Here is a 20,702-nt window from a genome sequence, read left to right on the forward strand (position 1 = left end):
CTACCATTGAGCGGCCATATGCGTAAGCGCCTGATCGTCCTCACCTCGGTTCTGGTGCTGCTCGCGCTGGGGCTCGTCGGGGGCGCCTACGCATATGACCGGTCCAAGCGCGACCGCATCGCCGAGGGCGTGACCGTCAACGGCGTGGCGATCGGCGGGATGACGCGCGCGCAGGCGGAGGCCAAGCTGCGCGCGACGCTGCTGGAGCCGCTGGATCGCCCGGTGAAGGCGACCTACCACGGGCGCACGTTCACGCTGACCCCTCGCCAGGCGGCAGTCGGGATCGACATCCGCGGCACCGTGGGGAAGGCGCTCGCGCGCTCGCAGCAGGGCAACCTGCTCTCCCGCAGCTGGCGCAACCTGCGCAACGAGTCGCTGGACACGACGCTGGCCGCCGACGTCAGCTACTCGCAGCCGGCAATTGAGCGGCTGGTCCGGCGCGCACGCAAGGCGATCGACCGCGCGCCGCGCGACGCCCACGTGGACCTCTCGAAGGGCATCGTGGATCCGAAGCCGTCGCGGACCGGCATCCGCGTGAAGTACAACACGCTCGCGAAGGACCTCCAGCGCACGCTGCTCAGCCCGGGCGCCGACACGGAGGTCGACGTCCAGACGGCCGTGGTGCGGCCGAAGGTCTCCACCGCCGAGCTCGCGAAGAAGTACCCGGCGGTCCTGATCGTGGATCGCAGCCACTTCAGGCTGACGCTCTACAAGCACCTCAAGCGGGCCAAGACGTACGGGATCGCGGTCGGCCAGGTGGGGCTGGAGACGCCCGCGGGGCTCTACAACATCCAGAACAAGGCGGTCAATCCAGCCTGGCACGTGCCGACGTCGGACTGGGCGGGCGATCTCGCCGGCAAGGTCATCCCGGGCGACGATCCCTCGAACCCGATCAAGGCGCGCTGGATGGGCATCTACGACGGCGCGGGGATCCACGGCACGTCGGAGGACGCGTCGATCGGCTCGGCCGCCTCCCACGGATGCATCCGGATGCACATCCCGGACGTCGAGGAGCTGTACGACGAGGTGCCCGTGGGGGCACCCGTCTACATCGCCTAGGCACCTGCCCGCGCCGTCTACGTCGTCTGCAACTCCGCCTCCGGCACGGAGATCTCGGCCCGCGCCTCGCTCTCGCGCCGCAGCACCGTCGCCGCCAGCAGCGCGCCGGCCAGCGCCAGTCCCGCGGAGATCGCGAAGGCGAGCCGGTAGCCGCCGGTCAGCGCGCTCGCCGTGGTCTCGCCGGCCGCCCGCAGCGAGTCCGTCCGCGACGTCGCGAAGGTCACGAGCAGCGAGATGCCGATCGCGCCGCCGACCTGTTGCGTCGTGTTCACCAGCCCGGAGGCGAGCCCCGAGTCCTCCGCCGTCGCGCCCGACATCGCCAGCGTCATCAGGGCCGGGAACGAGATGCCGGCGCCGGCGCCCATCAGCAGCATCGCCGGGAGCACGTCGACCACGTAGGCGCCGTCGACCGACACCTGCGTGAGCCAGGCGAGCCCGAGCGCGACCAGCGCCATGCCCGGCACCAGCACCGCCTTGGCGCCGAAGCGCAGGTTCAGCCGCGCCGAGAAGCCCAGTGACAGCGTCCCGATGACCACGGAGACCGGAAGGAACGCCAGGCCGGTCTCCAGCGCGTCGAACCCGAGCACCCGCTGCAGGTACAGCACGGCCAGGAAGAACATCCCCAGCGCGCCGGAGACCAGCAGCGTCTGGACCGCGTTGGCTCCCGTCACGTTGCGCGAGCGGAAGATCCGCAGCGGGAGCAGCGGGGTGGCCGCCGTCGCCTCGCGCCACACGAAGGCGCCGAGCAGGGCGAGCGAGATCGCGCCCAGCCCGAGCGTCTGCGCCGAGCCCCAGCCGTGGTCGGCGACGCCGACGATCGCGTACACGCCGAGCATCAACGCGCCCGTCACGAGCGCCGCACCGGCGCCGTCGGCCCCCTCGCGCAGCCCCAGGCCGCGATCGGCCGCCACCACCGGCACGGCCAGGGCGAGCGTCGCCACGCCGATCGGCACGTTGACGAAGAAGATCCAGTGCCAGTCCAACGCCTGCGTCAGCACGCCGCCGCTGAGGAGCCCGATCGAGGCGCCGGCGGAGGCGACGAACGAGTAGATCCCGATCGCCTTGGCCTGCTCGCCCGGCTGCGGGAACATGGTCACGATCATCCCGAGGATCACGGCGGAGCTGAGGGCGCCGCCGACGCCCTGCACGAAGCGCGCCGCGATCAGCATGCCCTGCGACCCCGCCAGCCCGCAGGCGAGCGACGCGAGCGTGAACACGGCCATCCCGGCCATGAACAGCCGCTTGCGGCCGAGCAGGTCGCCCAGCCGGCCCGCGAGCAGCAGCAGCCCGCCGAACGCGATCAGGTACGCGTTGACGACCCACGCCAGCCCCGACTGGGTGAAGCCGAGATCGCTCTGGATCGACGGCAGCGCCACGTTGACGATCGTCTGGTCGAGGATGACCATCAGCATCCCGGCGCACAGGACGACGAGCGCGCGCATGCGCGGGTCGGGCGCGGCCGCGCGGTTGGCGGGCGAAGACGTCATGTCGGTACCTCCCGATTCGTGCATCGGTAGGACCGTAACAGATCGTCTATTTCGGGACGATCTAGTTCGGAACGAGCGCTCGCTCACGCGGGCGGCGCATCGCCCGCTCGACGTGCGACGGCGAGGCCAGCGGCCCGCCGACGAGCGCCTCCAGACCCTCGAGGAACGCCGGGCGCAGCTCCGGCGGCACCGACGCCAGCAGCTCCGCCTGGAGCTCTTCGACGATCCGTCTCCCCGCGTCGACCGCGGCGGCGCCCTTGTCGGTGACCGCGACGATCCGCGCGCGCCGGTCCGCCGGCGACGGCCGCCGCTCGGCCAGCCCGGCCCGCTCGAGCTCGTCCAGCGTGACGACCATCGTCGTCTTGTCCAGCATCGACTTCTCCGCGAGCCGGATCTGCGTCAGCTCCTCCTCGCGCGCGGTCCTGAGCACGCAGTACTGCCGGGGCGAGATGCCGACTTCGGCCAGCCGCGCGGCCATCTCGTTGCCGAGCGCGAAGCTCGCCTGGTTGAACGCGAACAGGAGATCCACGCGCAGGACGTTAGCGGATCATCCCGTCACGGGATCATCCGCCCGCGGACCGAACGCCTCGATCTCCTCGACGGGCACCTCCTGCCAGCCCTCTTTCAGCAGGGAGGCGTGATGGTCCTGGTGCCGAACACTGAGGGTGCCGATGTACACGCCCTTGATCTGCTTGCGCATCACCGCGTACCACAGCATGCTCGCGTCGCGGTCGCCGCGCACCGGATGCCACGGGCGCGGGGGCGGCGCATCCGAGGACGTCACGCCGGCCGCCACGAGCTGCCGCAGGGTCGCGACCTGACCCGTTGAGGTATCGATGAAGAACGCGCTCACGCCTTCGCAGGGTACGGCGGCCGTCTCGGAGCCGTGGCGCGCCGCGCTGCGCACGTTCGACGCCGACCTGCGCCGCCGCGGCGCCGCCGAGCGCACGCGCCGGGCCTACGGCACCGACGCCGCCGAGCTCGCCGGGTGGGCGACGGCGAACGGGCTCAGCCCCGCCCAGATCGATTACCCGGCGCTCAGGCGCTGGGCCGCCCGCCTGTCCCAGAAGGGCTCGGCGCCGCGCACCATGGCGCGCAAGATCGCCTCGATCAGAAGCCTCTTTCGCACGCTGCTCGAGCACGGCGAGATCGAGGCCAACCCCGCCGACCTGCTGCCCGCGCCCCGGCGCCCGCATGACCTCCCGAGGGTCCTCAAGCCCCAGGACGTTGCGGCGATCCTCGACCGCATCCCCGTCGCCACACCGCTCGAGCAGCGTGACCGCGCACTCTTCGAGCTGGCCTACGCGTGCGGCCTCAGGGCCGAGGAGATCGTCGATCTCGACGTGTCGGCCGTCGACTTCGACGCCGAGCAGCTGCGCGTCGAGGGCAAGGGCTCCAAGACGCGCTTCGTGCCGGCGGGCGAGCCCGCGCTGAAGGCCATCGCGGCCTATCTGGAGCGGGCGCGGCCCGCGCTCCAGAGCGCCGACGACGAGCCGGCCCTGTTCCTCAGCAAGAACGGCAGGCGGCTCTCCACGTCCGACGTCCGCCGCCGCCTGCGAGTATGGGCGCGCCACGCGGCCGCCCAGACGGGCGTGCATCCGCACGCCCTCCGGCACTCCTTCGCCACGCACCTGCTGGAAGGGGGCGCAGACCTGAGAGCGATCCAGGAACTATTGGGTCACGCATCGATCTCCACTACGCAGGTCTACACTCGGGTAGAGTCCGCTCGTCTGCGGGCGGCCTATGCGAGGAGCCACCCGCGGGCATAGAGAGGGGCCGACCTGGAGACCAACGTAAAAGCGATCGAGCTCAAGGACCTTTGGCGCCGGTATAAGACCGACGGCTCCGACAAGGCCCGCGAGCAACTGGTGGTCGCCTACTCACCGCTGGTCAAGTACGTCGCCGGGCGAATGTCGTCCGGTCTCCCCGCGCATGTCGAGGAGGCCGACCTCATCTCGTACGGGCTGATCGGGCTGATCAACGCGATCGAGCGCTTCGAGCTCGAGCGCGAGATCAAGTTCGAGACGTACGCGATCACGCGGATCAAAGGCGCGATCATCGACGAGCTGCGGGCCCTGGACTGGGTGCCGCGGTCGGTCCGTGCGCGGGCACGCGAGATCGAGAAGATCCACGCCAAGCTGGAGCACCGGCTGCACCGCACGCCGACCGACGAGGAGATGGCGAGCGAGCTCGACATGCCGCTGGAGGAGTTCCAGGACATCCTGGTCAAGATCTCCAACTCGACGGTGGTCGCGCTCGATGAGCTGTGGGCGGTCTCGGACTCCTCCGGCGACTCGGTCAGCCTGCTCGACACGCTGCAGGATCCCGACGCACCGGACCCCCAGCAGATGCTCGCGGCGTCCGAGCTCAAGGACCGGCTGGCCGACGCCATCGCCGCGCTCCCGGAGCGCGAGAAGCTCGTGATCGCGCTGTACTACTACGAGAACCTGACGCTTCGCGAGATCGGCGAGGTTCTCGGGGTAACCGAGTCGCGCATCTCCCAGTTGCACACCAAGGCCGTTCTGCGTCTCAAGTCGCGCTTGCAGGGAGACAACCTGCGCGATTGACGGTAGCCTCGCTCCTCTGGCATCGGAGAGAGAGGAGCGCCAGGCATGCCCCACGCCGCAAGCAGGATCCGCAACGTGGCCCTAGTCGGCCACCGAGGGAGTGGGAAGACGTCGCTGCACGAGGCTCTGCTGTTCGAGGCAGACGCGACGACTCGACTCGGCTCGGTGGCTGACGGCACGACGGTCTCTGACGCCGACGAGGACGAGAAGTCCCGCGGCATGTCCATCTCCGCGTCACTCGCCTCGTTCGAGTGGCGCGACGTGAAGGTCAACCTGATCGACACGCCGGGAGAGCCCAGCTTCGTCGCGGACGCGCTCGGCGCGCTGCGCGTGTGCGAGTCGGCGATCTTCGTGATCAACGGCGTGATGGGCGTCGAGGTCTCGACGCGCCGGCTGTGGGAGCGCGCGGACGAGCTCGGCGTCGCCCGGCTGGTGTACGTGAACATGCTCGACCGCGAGCGGGCCGACTTCTTCCGCACGCTCGAGTCGCTCAAGACCGCGTTCGGGCCGCACGTGGTCGCGACGGAGATCCCGATCGGCTCCGAGCACGAGATGCGCGGGCTGATCGACCTCGTCGACATGAAGGCCTATGAGTACACCGACGGCTCCTGCAAGGAGATCCCGATCCCGGACGACCTCGCCGACCAGGCGCAGGAGTACCGCGAGAAGCTCATGGACGAGGTCGCGGAGAACTCCGAGGCGCTGATGGAGCGCTACCTGGAGGGCGAGGACATCTCGCACGAGGAGATCGTCACCGCGCTCGAGGACGGCACCGACCACGGGCACATCTTCCCGGTCGCGATCGGCGTCGCGACCAGCCGGCTCGGCGCGAACCGGCTGCTGGACGCGATCGTCGACGACCTTCCCTCTCCGGTCCAGCACGGCGGCTCGGTCGACGTCGACGGCCACGTGCTCGAGCCCGATCCCGACGGCGAGATGTTCGCGTACGTGTTCAAGACGCGCGCCGACCCGTTCGCGGGCCGCATCAACCTCTTCCGCGTCTACCAGGGCACCATGACGCACGACACGCAGGTGCTCAACACGCGCGCGCACAACAAGGAGCGCGTCGGCCAGCTGCTCAGCCCGCGCGGCAAGGAGGTCACGCACGTCGACGCCTTCGGCCCGGGTGACATCGGCGCCGTCGCCAAGCTCAAGGAGACGCACGCAGGCGACTGGCTGGCCGCGCGCGACACGCCGATCCACATGCCGTCGGTCAAGCTGCCCGCGCCGGTCATGGCGTTCGCGATCGAGCCCAAGAACAAGGGCGACGAGGACAAGGTGTTCACCGCTCTGCGGCGGCTGCAGGAGGAGGACCCGACGATCGACCTGCACCGCGACGACCAGACCGGCGAGCAGATCGTCGCCGGCCTGTCGCAGATCCACGTCGAGGTGATCGTCGACCGCATGAAGTCGCGCTTCGGCGCCGAGGTCGCGCTCAAGCCCCCGCGCGTGCCCTACCAGGAGACGATCCGCGGCTCCGCCAAGGCGCACGGCCGGCACAAGAAGCAGACCGGCGGCCGCGGCCAGTTCGGCGACTGCCACATCTCGATCGAGCCGCTGGCCGACGGCGACTTCGAGTTCGTCAACGCGATCAAGGGCGGCGTGATCCCGCAGGGCTTCATCCCCGCGGTCGAGAAGGGCGTGCTCGAGGCGATGCAGGCGGGCTCGGTCGCCGGCTATCCCGTCAAGGGCGTCAAGGTGACCGTCTTCGACGGCTCCTACCACACCGTCGACTCCTCCGAGATGGCGTTCAAGCTGGCCGGCTCGCTCGCCATGCGCCAGGCGCTCGAGGAGGCCGGCTCGGTGCTGCTGGAGCCGATCATGCTCGTCACCGCGTCGGTGCCGGACGAGTCGGTCGGCGACGTGATGGGCGATCTCTCTTCGCGCCGCGGGCGTCCGATCGGGACCGACACCGTGGGCGGTATGACCGAGGTCAAGGCCGAGGTCCCGATGAGCGAGATGCTCTCCTACGCGCCGGACCTTCGCGCGCTCACCGGCGGCCAGGGCGAGTACACGCTCGAGTTCCTGCGCTACGAGGAGATCCCGGCGCAACTGGCCCAGAAGGTGGCCGAGAAAGCGAGGGAAGAGGAAGTCGCGGTGTAGCAAGCCCCACTGCGAATCCGGCGGGGGTGCATTGCTACCCTCGCCGGATCGTCATGGCCCGTACCAGGGACATCCACACCAACCAGCTGGACGTCGCGTGCGACGTGTGCGGGAGGACCCTGCTGCGGGGCGAGCACGCCGAGCACTTCCTGGCCGGCGGGGAGCGCCGCATGGTGTGCGATCTCTGCACCGCGCGCGCCCAGCACGAGGGGTGGATCCGCGAGTCGGGCGCCGACGACGTCGCGCTGCACCAGCCGCGCCGCGAGCGCGGGCGCTCGTTCATCGACCGCCTGCGCAGCAACCGCCGGGAGCGTCCCGTGCGCGAGCGGGCGTCGCGCGACATCGAGGAGCTCGAGCCGGACCTCTCCACCGAGGAGCACGTCGTCCGTCCCGAGCCGCGGCGCGAGCCGCGCCACATCCGCGCGGTGCCGACCAATGCGGAGCTGAAGATGCAGCGCGCGCTGGATGTCTTCAACGCGTCCGACCACACGCGCACCGTCGGCGGGGTCGCCCGCTCGCTCGGCGCTCCCGCCGTGTCGGTGCGCCCGCGCACCGACCGTCCGAGCGTGGTCGCGATCACCGTGATGTGGGAGCTGTCCTGGTACCGCTTCGAGATCGACCTCTCCGACGAGGCCGGCGGCGTGCGCCGCGAGGCCCAGGGCGACGAGCTCGCCGAGCTCGCGCCCGAGGAGCAGGAGGTCAACGCCGCCGCGGACGAGCGCGGCGCGCTGCATCTGGGACTCAACACATGACCGACTTCAATCCCAGGCCGCACTGGTTAGGATCGCGCCCGTGATCTATTGCGTCGTTCCAGAGCCCCTCGCGCCGGAGCTCTACGAGAAGCTGGCGGACTACTACGACGACGACCCGAACGTGACGGTGATCGTCGACCGCCGCAAGAAGGAGCGCCGGCTGCCCGGCTCCACCGGCGGCGGCCAGCGCGAGGTGCGCGACCGGCGCCGCATGCGCGTCACCGGCGACTTCCCGCCGCTCTCCTCGGTGGAGTGAAGGTCACCGTCCACGTGGACGGTGGCGCACGCGGGAATCCCGGTCCCGCCGCGGCCGCGGCGGTGATCCGCGGGGAGGACGGCTCCTACGACGAGGTCAGCGAGCGCCTCGGCGTCGCGACCAACAACGTCGCCGAGTACCGCGGGCTCCTGCTCGGGCTGCGCCGGGCGCGCGAGCTCGGGGCGACGGAGGTCGAGGTGATCAACGACTCCGAGCTGGTCGCCAAGCAGGTCAACGGCGAGTACAAGGTCAAGCACCCCGACATGAAGCCGCTGCACGCGCAGGCGTTGCAGGCGCTGAGCGCGTTCAGCTCGTGGAGCATCCGCTCCGTGCCGCGCGCCCAGAACGCCGACGCCGACCGCCTCGTCAACGAGGCGCTCGACTCACCACCGCGCGCTTGACCTGATCACGCGCAGGATCTCGTCGTCGGAGGCGCCCTTGGCGATGAACCCGACGGCGCCGGCGCGCATCATGTCGTACTGGTTCATCTGCGAGTCGTCGGCGCTGATCGCGACGATCCGGACGTCCGGCAGCGCCTCGCGGATCTGCACCGCCGCGCGCGGCCCGCCGCCGCCCGGCATGTTGACGTCGAGCAGCACGACGTCGGGCCGCCGCCGGATCGCGAGCTCGACGGCGCTGCCCGCGTCCTCGGCCTCGCCGACCAGCTCGAAGCCGCTCTCGCGCTTGACGATCGCGCCGACCATCAGACGGGTCACCGGGTCGTCGTCGGCCAGCAGCAGGCGCAGCCGGCCGGCGCCCTCGTCCGCGGGCCCCGCCGTTGCGCCGCCTCCTTCCTCGCGGGCGCGCGCGAGCGCCGCCTCGGCGCCCGCCAGCAGCGCCTCGGCCGTGTTCTCGCCGGCGCCGGTCATCACAAGCCCGGCGCTGATCGTGACGCCCGGGATCGCGTCCTCGGCGGTCCGCCGCAGCCGCTCCGCGGCGAGCGTGGCGGTGTCGAGCGCCTGCTCGGGCAGCAGCGCGGCGAGCTCGCGCGGGCCTGAGCGGTAGAAGGCGTCCCCGGAGCGGATCGCCTTACCGAGCACGCGCCCGGCGGCCCGCAGCGCCTCGGCGTCGCCGTCGACGCCGAACAGCGCCAGGCAGTAGGCGTGCCCGTAGCGGTCGACGCGGGCGCAGACCGCCGCGAGGTCCTCGACGAGCCGCAGGCGGTTGCCCGCGCCGGTCGCCGGGTCGCGCCGCGCGTCTTCGAGCATCCGCCGGTGCATCGCCGTGACGCGCTCGGCGGCGATCAGCTTGCGCTCGAGCTCGGCCGGGTCCAGCGGCTTGGCCAGCACATCGTCGGCGCCCGCCCGCATCGCGTCGCGCGCCGCGCCTGCGTCCGCCTTGCCGGTGAGGATCATCACGAACGTGTACGAGCCCTCGGCGCCGGAGCGGATCCGGCGAGCGAGCTCGGTCCCGTCGACCCCCGGCGTCGCCCAGTCGGTGATCACGACCTCGGGGCGCTCCTGCTCGAAGCGCTGCCAGCCTTTGCGGCCGTCGGCGGCATGCAGCGCGTCGTGCCCGAGGCGCTCCACGGCGACCGCGACCGTGAGGCGCGTGCCGGGCTCGTCGTCGACAATCAGGATCTTCATCAGCGTGGATACGTCGCATCGCTGACCGGGCGATGAGGAGCATCATGTCAACCCGAGCACGTTTCGGCCGATTCCATGCACCGAGCCATGTTCCCTCGGACTACAACTCGCGTGGTGCGCGCGCGACCGCGAAGCTTGACTCTGCCCACGATGCTGGCGCTCAGCGCCGTGCTGCTCGTCGTGGCGGGGATGTTCGCGACGCTGCTGCTGACCACGCGCTCGCTCGACGCGACATCGAAGTCGAGCCGGCGCGCGACCCAGATCCAGCAGGAGTCGGGCCGGCTCGAGCGCTCGGCGGTGGACCTCGAGACCGGCTTGCGCGGGTACCTGATCACGCGCGACCGGACCTACCTGCAGCCCTACGACGACGCGCGCGCCTCCCTCAGCACGCACATCCACCAGCTGCTCCTGCTGTCCACGTCCGAGGAGCGCCGCCACGTCATGGCGCTGCGCGACAGCCTTTCCGACTACGTCAACGACTACGCCGAGCCGCTCCTGCGCTCGGGCCGGCTCGGCGACGCCGCCCTTCGGGAGGTCACCCGCGACGGCAAGCGCCGCCTCGACGCCATCCGGGCTCAGTTCGCGGCGTTCAACGCCGCACAGACGAGCGTCATGGACGAGCGGCGCGGGCGCGGCCAGCATCTTCGCCACCGCATCCTGACCCTTGCCGCCGCCGGCTCGCTCGTGTCCGCCCTGCTGCTGCTGGGGCTGATGCTCGCGCTCAACCGCATGATCCTCGACCCGGTCCGCCGCGTCGCGGGCGCCGCCCGCCGCCTCGCCGCGGGCGGGCTCGACGCGCGGGTGCCCGAGGACGGATTCGGCGAGATCCGCCAGCTCGGCTTCGCGTTCAACACGATGGCGAGCGCGCTCGCCGCGCGTGAGGAGGATCTGCGCGTCCAGACGGACCGGCTGCAGGGGATCCTCGACCATACGACCACCTCGATCTCGGTCAAGGACCGAGAAGGGCGCTATCTGCTCGTCAACGCCGAGGGCCTGCGGCGGATGGGGCTGACCCAGGACCAGATCGTCGGGCGCACCGACGCGGAGGTGTTCCCGGAGGCGGTCGCCGACGCCAATCGCGTGACCGACGTCGAGGTGCTGCGCAGCGGTGACGTCAAGGAGTTCGAGCGCGACACGGGCGCCTACACCTTCCACGTGGTCAAGTTCCCGCTCAAGGCCGTCGACGGCAGCGTCTACGCGACCGCGACGATGGCCACCGACGTCAGCGACCGCAAGCGCGCGCTGTCGGACGCGGTCGACGCCTCGCGCTCGAAGTCGGAGTTCCTGGCCAACATGAGCCACGAGATCCGGACGCCGCTCAATGGCGTGATCGGCATGACCGAGCTGCTGCTGGAGAGCGAGCTGACGGCGGAGCAGCGCGATCACGCGCAGACCGCGGCGCGCTCCGGCGAGGCGCTGCTGACGGTCATCAACGACATCCTCGACTTCTCCAAGATCGAGGCCGGCAAGCTGGAGCTCGACCGCCATGAGTTCGATCTGCGCGAGGCGGTCGAGGACGTCTGCGAGATGCTCGCGCCGCAGGCGCACGGCAACGGCCTCGAGCTGCTGGCGTGGATCGACGACGACGTCCCCGCGATGGTCAGCGGCGACCGCGGGCGGCTGCGCCAGGTGCTCACCAACCTCGTCTCCAACGCCGTCAAGTTCACCGAGCGCGGCGAGGTCGCCGTGCGCGTGCGCGTCCAACGAAGCACCGACGAGGACGCTGTGGTGCGCTTCGAGGTGGTCGACACCGGCATCGGCATCCCCGCCGCCGCGCTGCCGCGGCTGTTCCAGTCCTTCGCCCAGGCCGACACGTCGACCACGCGCCGCTACGGCGGCACCGGCCTCGGGCTGACGATCTCGCGCCAGCTCGTCGAGCTGATGGACGGCGAGATCGGCTGCGTATCGGAGCCCGGCGTCGGCAGCACGTTCCACTTCAGCGCCCGGCTCGGCACGCCGGCCGGCGGCCGCTCGGCGCGACGCACGCGCCACTCGCTGCCGGCCGCGCTGCACGTGCTGGTCGTCGACGACAACGCCACCAACCGGGCGATCGTGGAGGCGTACCTGCGCGCCCGCGACATCCGCTGCGAGACCGCGGCGTCCGGCGCCGAGGCGCTGCGGGCGATGCACGAGGCGGCGCGCGCCGGCGAGCCGTTCGAGGTCGTGATCCTCGACGGGCACATGCCGGGCATCGACGGCATCGAGCTCGCGCGGGCGATCTCGATGGCGCCGTCGCTGCGGGCGGCGCGGCTGATCCTGCTGACCTCGAGCGTCGACCGCCGGGGCGCGGCGCGCGAAGCGGGGGTGCACCACTACCTGACCAAGCCCGTGCGGCGCGCGCGGCTGCTGGAGACCGTCGCGGAGGCGATGGGCACGCTCGCCCCGGTCAAGCCGGCGCCCGGCGCTCCGGCCGAGGCCGCGATGCAGCCGGGTGCCCATCACGTCCTCGTCGTCGAGGACAACGCGGTCAACCAGCGCGTGATCGAGGCGATGCTCAGCAACCGCGGCTTCACGGTCGAGTGCGCGCGGAACGGGCGCGAGGGTCTGGCGATGATCGCGGCCCAGGACTACGAGCTGGCGTTCATGGACTGCCAGATGCCGGAGCTGGACGGCTACGAGGCGACCGCGGCGCTGCGCGTCCGCGAGGGCGACTCGGGCGTGCACCTGCCGGTCGTGGCGATGACCGCGCACGCCATGAAGGGCGACCGCGAGCGCTGCCTGGCCGCCGGCATGGACGACTACCTCTCCAAGCCGCTGCGCCCGGAGGAGCTCGACGCCGTGCTGGAGCGCTGGATCGGCGCGTCACGCGCCGAGGCGGCCCCCGCCCAGGCGCAGGACGCGTCGGACGCGCTCGTCGACGAGGCGCGGGTGCGCGTCTTCCGCGACGACTATCCGGAGATCGTCGAGCAGCTGATGGCGCTGTTCGTCGACAGCACCCCGCCGCTGCTGCGGGAGCTGCGCGCGAGCGCCGAAAGGGGCGACGGCGAGGCCGTCCGGCGCGCGGCGCACAAGCTCAAGGGCAGCTGCCAGAACATCGGCGCCGGCGCGCTCGCCGCGCGGGCGGCGCGGCTCGAGAGCGACGCGGCCGCGCGCCCCGAGCAGCTCGAGGACCTCGAAGTGACCTTCACGGCCACCTGTGACGCGCTCCGAGCCGCTCTCACGCCGGCGGTCGGCTGATGCTCGAGCCCCTGATCGCCGTCGTCGCCGTGCTCGCGACGACCGGCGTCCTGGTGCTGCTGCGCCGGCTCCGCCGGCTGCGCGCGTCCGAGCGGCTGTACCGGACGATCGTCGAGCGGGCGCCCGACGTCTCGATCCTGATGGTCGACCGCGATCTGCGCTTCCGGCTGGTCGAGGGCTCCGCGCTCGAGCACGATGGCCGGCGCCGCGAGGAGCTGGTGGGCAAGCTCGTCACCGACGTCTTCCCGGCGGATCGCGCCGAGGAGTTCAGCGTGCCCGTCCGCGCGGCGCTGCGCGGCGAGACCACGCACGTGGCGTGGAATGGGACGCGCGGCCACGCGCACTACGCGCTGCTGTTCGGGCCCTTCGACGAGCCCGGGCAGGGCATCACGCATGCGATCTGCATCGTGCGCGACGTGACGGCCAAGCTCGACGCGACGCGCGAGCTCGACGAGCAGCGCGGCTTCCTCGCCTCGCTGCTCGAATGGCTCTCGGGCACCGTCTACGTCTGCGACGCCGACGGCCGGCTGCTGCGGTTCGGCGACGGCCGGCTCGGCTTCGACACCGACATGCACCCGCTCGAATGGGCCGGCGCGTTCGGCCTCATGCACCCCGACGGGACGCCGATGGGCCCGCACGAGGCGCCGCTGCTGCGCGCACTGCGCGGCGAGGGCATCGACGGCGTGGAGATCCTGGTCGACGGCCCGCGCGGGCGCGCCGCGCTGCTGTGCAGCGGCGGCCCGGTGCACTCGCCGGACGGGCGCCTGCTCGGCGCCGTGGTGACCGCCACCGACCTGACGGGGCGGCGCGAGACCGAGGAGCTGCTGCGCGTCAGCGAGGAGCGCCACCGGCGCGTCGTCGAGAGCATGACCGACTGCGTGTTCGAGACCGACGAGCGCGGGCGCTGGACGTACCTCAACGCGGCCTGGACCGCCGCCACGGGCTACGCCGTCGCCGAGACGCTCGGCCGCCCGGCGGTCGAGTACGTCCACGCCGACGACCGGGCCTGCCATCTGGGCGCGTTCCAGCCGCTGCTGCGCGGCGAGCAGGGCGCGGTCCAGCTCTCGCACCGCTTCGTGACGCGCGAGGGCGCGATCCGCTGGGCCGAGGTGCGCGCGTCGGCGATCTCCGGCTGGGACGGCCTGCCAACAGGCTTCGTGGGCGTCATGCGCGACGTCACCGACGAGCAGCGCACGCGCCAGCACGCCGCCGCCGAGCAGGCCGTGGTGCGGCTGCTGGGCGACGCGCACAGCCTGCACGAGGCGGCGCCGCGGCTGCTCGAGGTGCTGTGCCGCGACCTCGAATGGGACACCGCCGAGCTGTGGCAGATGGGCGACGACGAGCGCCTGCGGCGGACCGCCGAGTGGACCCGGCCCGGGCTCGACCTCGGCGCGTTCCGCCGCGCCGGCGGCGAGCAGAGCTTCGAGGTCGGCGACGGGCTGCCGGGCCAGGCATGGATGTCGCGCGAGCCGCTGTGGTGCACCGACCTGCAGACCGACGGGGGCTTGACGCGGGCGCGCGAGGCGGACGCCCTCGAGCTGCGCTCGGGCGTCGCGCTGCCGCTGCGCGCCGACGGCGCGCCGGTCGGCGTCGTCCAGCTCTTCTCGCGCCTGCACCGCGACCCGGAGTCCGGGTTGCTGCGGCCGTTCGAGACGATCGGCGCGCACATCGGCCAGTTCATGCACCGCCGCGAGGCCGAGCGGCGCGCCGCCGAGCAGGCCGCGGACCTGGCGGCGATCTCCGGCGTCGCGCACGACCTCGCCGCCCAGAACGACATGTACGCCGCGCGCACGACGCTCGTGCGAGCCGTGCGCCAGGTGACGGGCGCGTCCTGCGTGATCCTGTGGGAGCTGGCGGGCGAGGAGCTGGAGGTGACGGCGGCCGACGGCGCCGCCGTTCGCGGCATGACCCTGCCGCTCGACGCGTCGACGGTCACCGCGGCGGTCTTCAGCACGGGCGAGCCGGCGTTCGCGGGCGACCTCCACGCCGACCGGCGCATCACGCCGCGCTGGCGCGAGATCAGCGGCGCCGGCTCGAGCGCGTGGATCCCCGTGCACGGCGACGGGCGCATCCACGGCGTGCTCGCCGTCGGCTGGCCCGAGACGCGCGAGTCGCTGTCCGCGCGCGAGGCGGAGCTGCTGCGGCTGCTGGCCGCCGAGGCGGCGGTCACGATCCACCGCACGGCGCTGCTCGGGAGCCTGGAGGCGACGGCGCGGACCGATCCGCTGACCGGCCTGCCGAACCGGCGCGTGTGGGACGAGGACCTCGAGCGCGAGCTCGCGCGCGCCCGTCGCCACGGCGGCAGCCTGTGCCTGGCGATGCTCGACCTCGACCGCTTCAAGGCGTTCAACGACGACAACGGCCATCAGGCCGGCGATCGCCTGCTCGCCGCGGCGGCCGCCGCGTGGCGCCCGATGCTGCGCGCGACCGACACGCTCGCGCGCTACGGCGGCGAGGAGTTCGCGGTGCTGCTGCCGCACAGCGATCACGAGGCGGCGCGGACGGTCGTCGAGCGGCTGCTGCTCAGCGTGCCGCTCGGCCAGACGGCGTCGGCGGGGATCGCCGTGTGGGACGGCGCGGAGACGGCCGAGCAGCTGCTCGCGCGCGCCGACTCGGCGCTCTATTCCGCCAAAGGCGCCGGTCGCGCCCGCGCGGTCACCGCCGTCTGAGCGGGTTCTCCGCCCGGGCCGATGAGTTTCGGCCGGGCCTGCGGTCTTATGGGTGTGACGTTCTACGGCCCGACCCAGGCGATCACCCTCGAGGACCTTCCCCGGTTCCTGCCCTGGTCCTCCGCGCGCTTCGCGCGCGGCGTTCAGGGGGTCGATTCGGGGTCATCCCGGGATGAAGCGCCGGCCCGCGCGGAGCAGCCTGGGGCCGTGGCTTCTTCGACCTCCCTCGCGCTGGAGGCGGCGCGCCTGCACGGCGAGGAACGCCGGCGGCTCGAGCGCGACCTCCACGACGGCGCGCAGCAGCGGCTCGTCTCGCTCTCGGTCCAGCTGAGCCGGCTCGCGCTGCGGCTGGCGCCGGGCTCGGACGAGGCCGAGCTGCTGGAGGCGGCGCAGTCGGAGCTGCGCGCGTCGCTCGCCGAGCTGCGCGACCTCGCGCACGGGCTGCACCCCTCGGTGCTGACCGACTACGGGCTCGAAGCCGCGCTGCACGCGCTCTGCACGCGCGCCCCGGCGCCGGTGCGGCTCGTCTTCGACGTCGCCCGCGCGGTGCCGGCGCCGGTCGAGGTCGCCGCCTACTACCTCGTCTGCGAGGCCCTCACGAACGTCGCCAAGTACGCGCACGCCGCGTGCGCGTCGGTGCTCGTCGAGGTGGCCGACGGCGCGCTGGTGATATCGGTCGCCGATGACGGCGTCGGCGGCGCCTCGATGGCCGCGGGGTCGGGCCTGCGCGGCCTGGGCGAGCGGCTGGCGGTGCTCGGCGGCACGCTCGCGATCGAATCGCCGGCGGGCGAGGGGACCGCGCTGCGCGCCCGGATCCCGCTGTGCGTCGGGCTTTGACCCGCATCGTCGTCGGGTGGCAGGGGCGCGCGGGTATCGTCGACTTGTGCGCTTTCTGCTGAACCTCATCTGGCTCGTCTTCGGCGGCCTCTGGCTCGCCCTCGGCTATGCGGTGGTGGCGCTCGTGATGTTCATCCTGATCATCACGATCCCATTCGGCATCGCGTCGGCGCGGATCGCGCTGTTCTGCCTGTGGCCGTTCGGGCGGACGCTCGTGCGGCGGCCGGGCGCGGGCGCCGGCTCGCTGATCGGCAACGTGATCTGGATCATCCTCGCCGGGTGGTGGCTGGCGCTCGGGCACGTGGTCACCGGCGTCGCGATGTGCATCACCATCATCGGCATCCCGCTCGGGCTGGCGAACTTCAAGCTGATCCCGGTCTCGCTCACGCCGTTCGGGCGCGAGATCGTGGACATCGATCAGGCGCGGCGGCTGGGGCTCGCCGGCGGGTCGGTAGTCCCCGCGGGCAAATAGGACCGAAACTGCCCGCAATCCCGGATAGCTTTGCCGCCATGCCCGTCACCGACTTCAACTTCCTGCCCGGCACCTGGCACGTGGCCAACCGCCGGCTCGTCAACCTCCTCGATCCCGGCTGCGCCGAGTGGGAGGAGTTCGAGGCGACCTCGGAGGCGCGGGCGATGCTCGACGGCTTCGGCAACGTCGACCACTTCCGCACCGCCGGCTACGAGGGGTTCTCGCTGCGGCTCTACGACCCGGAGGCGGACCTGTGGCGCATCTGGTGGTCATCCACCGGCCGGCCCGGGCGGCTGGACCCGCCCGTCGAGGGGCGCTTCAGCGCACCGGACCGCGCGCGCTTCGAGTGCGAGGACGTGCTCGACGGCGTGCCGATCCTGATGCGCTTCGACTGGTCGGAGATCACCGAAGCGTCCGCGCGCTGGGAGCAGTCGTTCTCGTTCGACGACGGCGCGACCTACACGCCGAACTGGGTGATGCTCTTGACGCGGGTCAGCGCTCCGTCCGCGTGACGCCGCGGCCGGGCCGCCGGCATCCGCGTGCGGGCGTCGTCGAGGCCGATCAGCGCGCAGGCTCAGCCGCGGAGCCGGTAGAGGACGTGCCGGCGGAGCGCGTGTCCCGCCGGCACGTTCGGATGGTCGAAGTCGTCGGCGGGGTCGTGCGTCATGCCGAGCCGCTCCATCACCGCGCGTGAGGGCGCGTTGGCGGTGGCGGTGAAGGAGACGAGCTCGCCGGCCGCCAGCGTGTCGAGCCCGAAGGCCGCGGCCGCGCGCGCCGCCTCGGTCGCGTAGCCGCGGCCCCAGACGCCGCGCGCGAGGCGCCAGCCGACCTCGATCGCCGGCGTGAAGTGGGCGTCGAACGCGGGGCGCGAGAGCCCGGTGAAGCCGATGAACTCGCCGCCGTCGCGCAGCTCGAGCGCCCACAGGCCCCAGCCTTCCTGGGCGAAGGCGCTCTCGATCCGGTCGGCGAGCGCGTCGCTCTGCTCGCGTGTGAGCGGCGCGGGGAAGTGGCGCATCACCTCGGCGTCCGCGTTCAGCGCCGCGAAGGGCTCCCGGTCGGCGGCGCGCCAAGGGCGCAGCAGCAGGCGCTCGGTGCGCAGCTCGGTCACGGCGCCACGGTACCGTGCGGGAGATGGCGGTGATCGTGGTCGGCGCGGGCATCTCGGGCCTCGCGGCGGCCTACGAGCTGACGCGGCGCGGGGCGGAGGTGATCGTCCTCGAGCGCGGCGACGCCGGCGGCGAGCAGTCGTTCGGGCTCGGCCGCATCTTCCGCGTCGCGCACGGGCAGGCGCGGCTGTGCGCGCTCGCGCTGGAGGCCGCGGCCGGGTGGCGCCGCTGGGAGGCGGAGCTGGGCGCCGGGCGGCTGCTGGGCGATGAGGGCCTCGTGGTCGCGAGCCCGCGGGACGGGATCGCCGCGGCGATGGCCGAGGCGGGGGCGGAGCGCCTCGAGCTCGACGCGCGCGAGATCGGGGAGCGGATCCCATTCTGCGCTCAGGCGTGGGAGGGCGGACTGCTCGATCCGGCCGCCGGCAGCCTGCGGATCCGGCGGGCGCTGCAGGCGCTCGCCGCGCGGGTGGATGTGCGGCGCGCGGAGGTCGTCTCAGCCGGCGCGGGCGGGACGGTGACGCTCGCCGACGGGTCCGAGCTGCGCGGCGATGCGGTGCTGATCTGCGCCGGGACGGCGACGCCCGCGCTCGCGGGGACGGCGGGCATCGAGCTCGGCGTGCGCTTCTCGCACCACGTCCGGCTCACGTACGAGGCGCCCGCCCCGGCCGCCTGCCTGATCTCGCCCGAGGGCTACGGGGTGCCGCTCGGGAGCACGGGCCGGTGGGCGTTCGGCCTGCACGACGGCGACCTTCAGATCGCGGACGAGGACGCGTTCGCCGCCGCGGTCCGCGAGCGCCACGCGCGCACGGTGCCGGCGCTGTTCCCGGGCCTCTCGGAGCCCGTCGCGGAGGTCCGCTGCGTCAACGTCCACGCGCCCTGGCTCGACGCCGGCGGCGACGGCTGGCGCGCCGCCCGCAACGGCCGCGCGATCGCATTCACGGGCGGCAACCTGATGAAGTTCGGGCCGCTGCTCGGCGACCGCCTCGCGCGCACCGCGCTCGGCGCCGAGGTGCATCCCGACCTCACACGCTGACGTGCGCGTCGCGCTCGATCGTGGAGGCGACCATCTCCGAGTCCAGGTACGCGCGGACCTCGACGATCGCATTGCGCTCGAACCGGCAGACCCAGCAGTAGCGGTTGCGGAACGCCGCGCCCTCGTTGGTCGTCGAGGTCGACAGCAGCTCCGCGATCGCCGTGTCGCCGTCGACGTACAGGTGCTGCACCTCCAGCCGCACGCCGCCGTCGAGCACCCCGGACAGCCGCTGGAACGTGGATTCGAGGAAGTCCTGCTTGCTGTGGTAGCGCCCGGCGAGCGGGTGGGTCCCCTCGACCGTCCAGTCGACGTCGTCGGCGACGCGATCCCAGAACTCGGGTTGTGTCTCCGGGCTCTGGAGCTTTCCGAACAGCGCCCGGCGATCCTCTCGGATGTTGTCGGTCATTCCGCATGGTGACCGCGACCGTCGCTCGATTCCCAAGCGCCGCGAGCGGAAGCATCCACCAACGGGCGACGAGGCCCCGAGGCTAGGCTCCACCGCCTGTCCTCACGCGGACAGGGCCGCGGCGCTGGATCCTCGTCAAGGCGCGCGACGAGCACGCGCGGCCCGGCTCGGTGGCAGCAGGTGGCGGACCAGAGCGGCGGGCCGCTCGGACCATGACCTCGGCACTTGAGGCGAACGTATGTTCGTGTAGGCTGAGCGTCCATGGAGCCCGCGACGCACCGCATCACCATCCTCGCCCCGCAACCCCCGACCGTGTGGCAGCGGCTGGAGCGGATACTGGCCGACAGCGGCAGCCCGCCGATCGGCATGACCCGCTCGGCGTCGACGCTGACGTTCACGTGCGACACCGGCGACTTCATGCTCCGAGCCCGCGTCGCCGACGCCCTGATGACCGTCTGCGATCACGGCGAATGGCGTCGCTGCTTCGCGCCGGAGGACTAGAGTGTTCGGCTTGAGCGACCCAGTTGTCATGACCGCAGAGGGGCTCGCCGCCCTGCAGGCCGAGCTCGAGCAGCTCGAGACGGTGGCGCGCCGTGAGATCGCCGAGCGCATCAAGACCGCCCGCGAATGGGGCGACCTGAAGGAGAACTCGGAGTACCACGACGCCAAGAACGACCAGGCGCACCTCGAGACGAAGATCCTCCGGATCCGCGAGCAGCTGCTCGCCGCCGAGGTGCGCGAGGTCGAGACGCAGACGGACGTCGTCGGGTTCGGCAGCAAGGTCGAGGTCGAGGACACCGGCTCGGGTCGCAAGCAGAGCTACACGCTCGTGTCCGCCCCCGAGGCCGCGCCCGCCGAGGGCAAGCTCTCGATCGACTCCCCGGTCGGGAAGGCGCTCGTCGGCGCCCGCGTGGGGGACGAGCGGACGCTCGACACGCCTCGCGGCGTTCGCACGCTCAAGATCGTCGCGATCGGCTAGGCGCGCGCGCGGAGGGTCCGCGGCTCGCGGGCCGGCCGGCGGGATCGGCGAGCTGCGCGGGTACGGGATGCGGGTCTTTCTCGCGCGGCGGCCTGACGGTCACGTTCGATCACCGGCGCGGTCGCTTCGCGCGCGATCGATCATCGCCGCGCACATGGCACCCGGGGTGCCTACGAAGCTTCGAACTATTCGAAGTTTCGTCGTGCACCCCTC

Annotated in this window: 21 protein-coding genes; 15 read left to right on the forward strand and 6 right to left on the reverse strand. The window is 72.4% G+C overall.

The genetic code is table 11. The annotated features are described in order from the left end of the window. Positions 1-18: 18 nt before the first annotated feature. Entirely contained in the window at positions 19-1,059 is a 1,041-nt protein-coding gene (locus H958_RS44255) for a L,D-transpeptidase family protein (protein ID WP_051324924.1), read from the forward strand. A gap of 17 nt (positions 1,060-1,076) precedes the next feature. Here H958_RS44255 and H958_RS0128875 read toward each other — a convergent pair whose 3' ends face one another. The 3 genes from H958_RS0128875 to H958_RS0128885 all read right to left on the reverse strand — a co-directional run bounded on the left by H958_RS0128875 (position 1,077) and on the right by H958_RS0128885 (position 3,399). Further along, a complete protein-coding gene (locus tag H958_RS0128875; protein WP_196807608.1) occupies positions 1,077-2,546 on the reverse strand; it encodes a DHA2 family efflux MFS transporter permease subunit in 1,470 nt (489 codons plus the stop codon). A 61-nt stretch (positions 2,547-2,607) separates the two neighbouring features. Next, positions 2,608-3,075, reverse strand: coding sequence for a MarR family winged helix-turn-helix transcriptional regulator (locus H958_RS0128880; RefSeq protein WP_231379394.1), 468 nt, complete (start codon positions 3,073-3,075; stop codon positions 2,608-2,610). Positions 3,076-3,093: 18 nt separating this feature from the next. Continuing rightward, a complete protein-coding gene (locus H958_RS0128885; RefSeq protein ID WP_028061209.1) occupies positions 3,094-3,399 on the reverse strand; it encodes a hypothetical protein in 306 nt (101 codons plus the stop codon). On the opposite strand from H958_RS0128885, the gene H958_RS0128890 reads away from it, so the two are divergent. Genes H958_RS0128890 through H958_RS0128915 form a run of 6 tightly spaced genes read left to right on the forward strand, consistent with a single transcriptional unit; the run spans position 3,383 to position 8,625 of the window. Further along, entirely contained in the window at positions 3,383-4,315 is a 933-nt protein-coding gene (locus tag H958_RS0128890; RefSeq protein ID WP_028061210.1) for a tyrosine recombinase XerC, read from the forward strand. The genes H958_RS0128885 and H958_RS0128890 overlap by 17 nt on opposite strands. 12 nt (positions 4,316-4,327) lie before the next feature. Then, a complete protein-coding gene (gene whiG, locus H958_RS0128895) occupies positions 4,328-5,113 on the forward strand; it encodes an RNA polymerase sigma factor WhiG (RefSeq protein WP_081686359.1) in 786 nt (261 codons plus the stop codon). 45 nt (positions 5,114-5,158) lie between these two features. Further along, complete coding sequence (gene fusA / locus H958_RS0128900; RefSeq protein ID WP_028061212.1) at positions 5,159-7,216, forward strand: elongation factor G; 2,058 nt, start codon at positions 5,159-5,161, stop codon at positions 7,214-7,216. 53 nt (positions 7,217-7,269) lie between these two features. Beyond that, positions 7,270-7,968 (forward strand): hypothetical protein, encoded by a 699-nt coding sequence (locus H958_RS0128905; RefSeq protein WP_028061213.1) that lies wholly within the window; start codon positions 7,270-7,272, stop codon positions 7,966-7,968. 40 nt (positions 7,969-8,008) lie between these two features. Further along, positions 8,009-8,224, forward strand: a complete 216-nt coding sequence (locus H958_RS0128910) for a hypothetical protein (protein WP_028061214.1) — start codon at positions 8,009-8,011, stop codon at positions 8,222-8,224. After that, complete coding sequence (locus tag H958_RS0128915; RefSeq protein ID WP_028061215.1) at positions 8,221-8,625, forward strand: ribonuclease HI family protein; 405 nt, start codon at positions 8,221-8,223, stop codon at positions 8,623-8,625. Before H958_RS0128910 ends, H958_RS0128915 begins: the two co-directional genes overlap by 4 nt. Here the strand turns inward: H958_RS0128915 and H958_RS44260 are convergent. Then, complete coding sequence (locus H958_RS44260; RefSeq protein ID WP_051324925.1) at positions 8,608-9,810, reverse strand: response regulator; 1,203 nt, start codon at positions 9,808-9,810, stop codon at positions 8,608-8,610. The genes H958_RS0128915 and H958_RS44260 overlap by 18 nt on opposite strands. A gap of 150 nt (positions 9,811-9,960) precedes the next feature. Between H958_RS44260 and H958_RS44265 the strand changes: the two genes are divergently transcribed. The 5 genes from H958_RS44265 (at position 9,961) to H958_RS0128945 (ending at position 17,477) form a co-directional block, all read left to right on the forward strand. Further along, positions 9,961-12,987 carry a response regulator gene (locus tag H958_RS44265; RefSeq protein ID WP_051324926.1) on the forward strand — a complete coding sequence of 1,009 codons (3,027 nt, stop codon included), beginning with the start codon at positions 9,961-9,963 and terminating at the stop codon, positions 12,985-12,987. Continuing rightward, positions 12,987-15,656, forward strand: a complete 2,670-nt coding sequence (locus H958_RS44270; protein ID WP_051324927.1) for a diguanylate cyclase domain-containing protein — start codon at positions 12,987-12,989, stop codon at positions 15,654-15,656. Before H958_RS44265 ends, H958_RS44270 begins: the two co-directional genes overlap by 1 nt. Positions 15,657-15,863: 207 nt before the next feature. After that, on the forward strand, positions 15,864-16,493 hold the full coding sequence (locus tag H958_RS41075; protein ID WP_196807609.1) for a sensor histidine kinase: 630 nt from the start codon (positions 15,864-15,866) through the stop codon (positions 16,491-16,493). Between the two features lie 46 nt (positions 16,494-16,539). Further along, on the forward strand, positions 16,540-16,965 hold the full coding sequence (locus tag H958_RS41080; protein WP_051324929.1) for a YccF domain-containing protein: 426 nt from the start codon (positions 16,540-16,542) through the stop codon (positions 16,963-16,965). A 38-nt stretch (positions 16,966-17,003) separates the two neighbouring features. Then, on the forward strand, positions 17,004-17,477 hold the full coding sequence (locus H958_RS0128945) for a hypothetical protein (RefSeq protein ID WP_037411551.1): 474 nt from the start codon (positions 17,004-17,006) through the stop codon (positions 17,475-17,477). A 62-nt stretch (positions 17,478-17,539) separates the two neighbouring features. Here H958_RS0128945 and H958_RS47015 read toward each other — a convergent pair whose 3' ends face one another. Further along, on the reverse strand, positions 17,540-18,064 hold the full coding sequence (locus H958_RS47015) for a GNAT family N-acetyltransferase (protein WP_156028398.1): 525 nt from the start codon (positions 18,062-18,064) through the stop codon (positions 17,540-17,542). A gap of 32 nt (positions 18,065-18,096) precedes the next feature. Here H958_RS47015 and H958_RS47020 point away from each other — a divergent pair, with 32 nt between their 5' ends. Then, a complete protein-coding gene (locus H958_RS47020; protein ID WP_037411552.1) occupies positions 18,097-19,104 on the forward strand; it encodes an NAD(P)/FAD-dependent oxidoreductase in 1,008 nt (335 codons plus the stop codon). On the opposite strand, the gene H958_RS0128960 is transcribed toward H958_RS47020, so the two are convergent. Next, positions 19,094-19,510, reverse strand: coding sequence for a nuclear transport factor 2 family protein (locus H958_RS0128960; RefSeq protein ID WP_028061219.1), 417 nt, complete (start codon positions 19,508-19,510; stop codon positions 19,094-19,096). The genes H958_RS47020 and H958_RS0128960 overlap by 11 nt on opposite strands. A 261-nt stretch (positions 19,511-19,771) precedes the next feature. On the opposite strand from H958_RS0128960, the gene H958_RS0128965 reads away from it, so the two are divergent. Next, on the forward strand, positions 19,772-20,011 hold the full coding sequence (locus H958_RS0128965) for a hypothetical protein (RefSeq protein ID WP_028061220.1): 240 nt from the start codon (positions 19,772-19,774) through the stop codon (positions 20,009-20,011). 10 nt (positions 20,012-20,021) lie between these two features. After that, a complete protein-coding gene (gene greA / locus H958_RS0128970) occupies positions 20,022-20,489 on the forward strand; it encodes a transcription elongation factor GreA (RefSeq protein ID WP_028061221.1) in 468 nt (155 codons plus the stop codon). The last annotated feature ends 213 nt before the right edge of the window (positions 20,490-20,702 follow it).

It is taken from the genome of Candidatus Solirubrobacter pratensis, assembly GCF_000425945.1.
Classification (GTDB): Bacteria; Actinomycetota; Thermoleophilia; order Solirubrobacterales; family Solirubrobacteraceae; genus Solirubrobacter; species Solirubrobacter pratensis.